This is a genomic window from Moorena sp. SIO4E2 (genome assembly GCF_010671945.1).
Taxonomy (GTDB): Bacteria; Cyanobacteriota; Cyanobacteriia; order Cyanobacteriales; family Coleofasciculaceae; genus Moorena; species Moorena producens.
Map to the genome: position 1 here is coordinate 1 of NZ_JAAHIE010000537.1, position 4696 is coordinate 4696.

General features: G+C 42.9%; 4 protein-coding genes. 3 read left to right on the forward strand and 1 reads right to left on the reverse strand.

Features of this window, described 5'->3' with window-relative positions; all coding sequences use genetic code 11:
• Positions 1–233 precede the first annotated feature (233 nt).
• Positions 234–1340 (forward strand): DUF1565 domain-containing protein, encoded by a 1107-nt coding sequence (locus F6K37_RS32405; protein ID WP_287254742.1) that lies wholly within the window; start codon positions 234–236, stop codon positions 1338–1340.
• A 166-nt stretch (positions 1341–1506) separates the two neighbouring features.
• Entirely contained in the window at positions 1507–2385 is an 879-nt protein-coding gene (locus tag F6K37_RS32410) for a hypothetical protein (protein WP_008190639.1), read from the forward strand.
• 141 nt (positions 2386–2526) lie between these two features.
• On the opposite strand, the gene F6K37_RS32415 is transcribed toward F6K37_RS32410, so the two are convergent.
• Positions 2527–2907, reverse strand: coding sequence for a helix-turn-helix domain-containing protein (locus F6K37_RS32415; protein ID WP_008190637.1), 381 nt, complete (start codon positions 2905–2907; stop codon positions 2527–2529).
• Positions 2908–3357: 450 nt separating this feature from the next.
• Here F6K37_RS32415 and F6K37_RS32420 point away from each other — a divergent pair, with 450 nt between their 5' ends.
• Positions 3358–4542 carry an aldo/keto reductase gene (locus tag F6K37_RS32420; RefSeq protein WP_008190635.1) on the forward strand — a complete coding sequence of 395 codons (1185 nt, stop codon included), beginning with the start codon at positions 3358–3360 and terminating at the stop codon, positions 4540–4542.
• The last annotated feature ends 154 nt before the right edge of the window (positions 4543–4696 follow it).

Here is a 4696-nt window from a genome sequence, read left to right on the forward strand (position 1 = left end):
TCAAACCGTTGCGCGTCATTTAATTCTTCGTGCTGCTGAAGAAATTGACTAGGGTAGTGGTAACTGCTCACCCTAAATGATCAGTGATTAGTATAGACGTTCCATGGAACGTCTATACTCAAAAAGGTGCAAAATGTTCAATAGAATAGTACTAGAATAATATCTACTAGAATAATAGTTAATAATACTTGAAGAAAATTTTAATTCCATCCAGTTGAGTACTGACCTTGACAATGCTGCAATACAAAGTTTCTAAGCTAACTGAATCCCCTAACTTTGTATTAGTTGCTGCTGGATTAATTATTGCTTTAGCTGTAACAGGCTGTGAACAATGGGATTCATCTGACCGGATAAGTAGACCAACACCAGACAATTTTCCTAGTCGTACCTTACCGAGACCGAACCCTAGGCAGTCGCCACCAGCGATCAAGCAAATTTTGTACGTGGATTCTCAACAGGGTACAGACACGGAAAACGCTGGTCTAACCACTGCTAATCCCTTCAAAACCATTACCTATGCCTTAAAGCAAGCTCGTCCCTTAGCTACTATCCAGCTAGCGCCAGGTCAGTACACCGTTGAACAGGGAGAAACCTTTCCCCTTAAACTCAAACCTGGCATGATTCTCCAGGGAAACAAGTCCCCTAGAGGTGAAGGAGTAGTTATAATTGGTGGCGGTCTTTACCTCAGTCGCACGTGGGCAGGTCAGAATGTAACGATATTGGCAGCTCAAGATGCTCAGATTCTGGGACTAACTATTACTAATCCTAATACCAGAGGGAGTGGTGTGTGGGTAGAATCCACCAATCCCATCATTCGCAACAATACCTTTATCAATAGCCATCGGGAAGGAGTGTTTGTTAGTGGTAAAGGAAACCCTCTGATTGAAAATAATCGTTTTGCCAATAACCAAGGAAACGGTATATCTGTAACTCGGGAAGCAACAGGAGAAATCCGGGGCAATATTATTGAGCAAACCGGTCATGGTTTGGCGATAGGGGGCAACAGTTCACCCTTGGTAGTAAATAATCAGATTCGTGACAACATTGACGGGGTGGTGATTGAAGGGTCTGCACGTCCTGTGCTGCGCGAGAACCAAATTATCAACAATAGTCGGGATGGCTTGGTAGCGATTAGCCAATCTCAGCCAGATTTAGGCACTGCTAGTACTCCTGGAAATAACCTTTTTGAAGGCAATGAACGTTATGACATTTACAATGTTACTGGCAAAAAGCTATTAGTAATTGGTAATCAGCTCAAGGGGGATGGAGTTGCCGCACTGCTAGAAGCTGAACCAAGTTCTCCTGAATTTCCTGAGGTGCGCTTTCCGTTGGCGAATTAAATTCGCCACGGGTCGCACCTGTAGACTTTGACGTTAATTAGTTTGGCTCAGTATGCTCCCTAAGCAATGCCGATTAGATTAGGATTGTTTTCATACTTTATTCACAATTGACATTTACAATGGTGTATGTTTTCCTGAGAGAAGTTTATAGTTAAAACAACTGAAAATGGGTCAATCAATTATTGAATTAGTTGACGAACTTCCAACGGATAATATAACCGTAAAAATCCTGAATGTACTGGATTTTGTTGTTCCGGGGGAATGGGAAAATCTCGTCGGTTTTGACAATACAATTAGCTCAGTTACAGGGGAAACAGATCCAGATGTGATTGAGTCAATTCGCGTACGCGCCCTTGAGCTGTACGAAGACCCTGATCAGGGATACCAAACAGCTATCTGGATTTACCAAACTCTTGACAAGACTGACACAGCGATCGCAGCAGCGGCTTTAGCTGACAAAGTTGGGGATACCTTCAGCTGGATTCCATTCTTAGACAGACTGACTCCCAAAGCTGACACCGTTCAATCTGTTGACTTGAGCATAAAACTAGTCGGAGAACTGATCGCTCATAGCAAGATTCACGGCCTTGGTTTTAATCCGGTAGATTTTGCTGCTTCTGTGGCAGAAAACTATCATAAGGAAGCTCTGATGCGGATGGTAGCCTTAGTTTGCATCGATGGTCTAATTCCTCTCGGTGCTGACTTCATGTCTAAAGTACGAAATAGTCTGGATGAAGGAGGGGAGTCCGCTCTAGGAGACAATCCTGCCTTTGCAGCTATCAGTGACTCAATTCCTGAATCCGATAAACAGGGATTTATCAGTAACACGTTTGATGCAGTTGGTGACTGGATGGATAATTTAATTTCCTCTACTGGGTTAAGCCCTGAGTCACTGTTTGACCGTCTGGGTGGCTTTATAGAAGTTGCTGATGACAAGTTAGACTATGTAGCGGCATTTCTAGACGCTAGCACCAATTGTTATGAGCATACTGGGATTCAAACTGTTGCTCGTCATCTGATTCAGCAGGCAGCTAAAGAGATTTGAGATTAAGTCTGGTTAATCACTTATCAAATAGTCCCTAAATTTTGGTGATTGGCATGAGGTAATGGGGAATCAGTAATATGACCACGATTCCCCATTGCACTAGTATCCATTATCCAGGAAATATAAAGATTATTTTTGAATTTATTTGTGCCTATTTTTGTGGCGTATAATGTTTTTTTTACGGGTTAAATTCAAACGTTTAATCATTCGATCGACTGTGGAACGACCAATTAAAACTCCCGTTTCTTCGGCTAACCAAATCCGGAGTTCATCTAACGTAGCATCCTGGTTTTTGATGACAAGATCTCGGAGAATATTTAATTGCTCTGGGGTAAGTTTTATCGGAGTTTGTTTAGTTCTAACTTTGGGAGCAATATTTCCGGTTTCTCGATACTGTTTGAGTAATTTTTGAACAAAGCTTAAGGCAACATTAAACTGTTGAGCAAGCTTACGTTGAGAGATATTGCCTTGATTATAAGCATCAATAATTTTTTGTCTAAGGTCAACAGAGTAGGCTTTCATGGTTTTTTAGGAGAATTATCTGAGCTATCCTCATTGTACCTGATTAGCTTGGTAAACGCTAGATTTTTTTATGCCAAAACATTGGAGCCTGGTAAGCATATGCGCTACTTGAGATGCTATTTGAGGTGCCGTCAGCTGTCAGCTGTCAGTTTATTTTATTCAAAAGCTGTTCGGTGTAGCATGCACTACGGGGATAAACTATTCCCATAGCTTGGCCACAGCCTTTGGCTGATACCTGATAGCAGATCAAGTAGCAGATCAAGTAGCGCACACTACTTGATCTGCTTATGGGCTATGGGTAAGCTACACTATGCTGACGGCTGAAGCTGACGGCTGAATACTGACGGCTGAATGCTAACGGCTGAATGCTGACGTTGTAAAGTAATCTAAAAATAGTTAGATGCTCAAAGAGCAGACACTAGCAGCTGGGTGATTCAAAGCAGGTTTATGATGCAATATCGAAGATTTGGGCGTACAGAATTACAGATGCCAGTCTTTTCCTGTGGTGGTATGCGATACCAGTTCAAGTGGCAGGATGTTCCCAAGGAGCAAATTCCCCAAGATCATCAACAGAATTTGGAAGCAACAATCCGCCGTTCTCTAGAGCTTGGCATTCATCACATAGAAACTGCTCGTGGCTACGGTACTTCTGAAATGCAATTAGGAGAGATTTTGCCAAAATTTCCCCGAGAACAACTGATTGTTCAGACTAAAGTTAATCCTAAGCCTGACCCCAAAGAATTTCGTCGTAAGTTTAATCAATCCCTAGCTTTATTACAACTTGACTATGTTGACCTACTGGGAATCCATGGGATTAATACCCCTGAGTTGCTAGATGATACTATCCGTCCTGGTGGTTATTTAGATGTAGCGCGACAGCTTAAAGCAGAGGGGAAGGTACGGTTTATTGGATTCTCGACTCATGGTCCTACAGATGTGATTGTTAAAACCATTGAAACGGACCAGTTTGACTACGTTAACTTGCACTGGTATTACATTAATCAGTTAAATTGGCCTGCCATTGAAGCCGCTACTCGTCACGATATGGGGGTGTTCATCATTAGCCCTTCCGATAAAGGGGGTATGCTCTATAAACCACCACAACGGTTAGTGGAACTTTGTGCTCCCCTTAGCCCAATGGTGTTTAATGATTTGTTTTGTTTGAGCCATCCCCAGGTGCATACGTTGAGTCTAGGGGCATCTCGACCATCAGATTTTGATGAACACCTTAAAGCTGTAGAACTTCTGGAGCGCTCAGAGGAAATATTACCGCCGATTTTAGAGCGTTTGGAGTCAGAAGCGATCGCAAAATTGGGAGAAGACTGGTTCCGAAGTTGGCACATTGGTTTACCCACCCATTCAGAAACTCCAGGGGGTATAAATATTCCAGTGATTTTGTGGTTGAGGAATTTAGCGATCGCTTACGATCTCGTAGAGTATGCGAAAATGCGCTACAACCTCTTAACTAATGGGGGTCACTGGTTTCCTGGTGCCCCAGCCAATCGGCTCAGAGAATTAGACCTGAGCCAATGTTTGCGTAACAGTCCTCATGCTGATCAAATACCAGCTTTTCTGGAAGATGCCCATAACTTATTAGGGGGTGAACCAGTCAAACGCCTCTCCCAACAATCATGAATAGGTTTGAAGCATATTGTTAATTGTTTGACACTCCCCGCCCTGGAAGGACGGGGATTCTTGTTTCAACGAGGTGACTTGTTATCCCTTGCCGGAGCCAGGAAAAATAGAGGTCTCCTCTCCCCAAGCGTAGTTGGTCTTTGACCTAGGTTTC